This window comes from Membranihabitans maritimus (genome assembly GCF_021729145.1).
In the GTDB taxonomy this organism is placed as follows: Bacteria; Bacteroidota; Bacteroidia; order Chitinophagales; family Saprospiraceae; genus Membranihabitans; species Membranihabitans maritimus.
In genome coordinates this window covers 1-380 of record NZ_JAJSLW010000086.1, presented here as the reverse complement: position 1 = coordinate 380, position 380 = coordinate 1, and the positions used below count along the sequence as shown (strand labels likewise).

1 protein-coding gene is annotated in these 380 nt (G+C 46.6%); it reads right to left on the bottom strand.

The window, feature by feature from the left end; all coding sequences use genetic code 11:
- Positions 1-380 (bottom strand): hypothetical protein (locus LVD47_RS23415; RefSeq protein WP_236981147.1); only part of this gene is annotated, 380 nt, incomplete at both ends.

The window sequence follows — 380 nt, the reverse complement described above, 5'->3', positions numbered from 1 at the left end:
ACCCAGGCTTTACCCCAGTTACACCAGTAATCCATAACCAACAACTCTACCATAGGCTCTTCACACGCATCTTCACATTTGAACGGAACGGATGGGCTCCATCCACCACCTAAGTATGCTACTTCTTTTCCATATCCCGGTACCCCACTCAATCGATCGAAGAATCCTTCCAGCTCTTCTATGACCAGTGGATTGCCGTGCTCATCCGTACCACCACAATGCTCCGCTACATACCGTGCTATATCATACAACCAACCGTGTAACACTAAGGGGCCACACTCCTGGCCATCTTCCCACAACCATTTCAATTTCTCATAGTAGTGGGCTTCTACTTCTTCATGTTCTAAGAAGAACTCATGTAATTTCTCGATGTCATATGC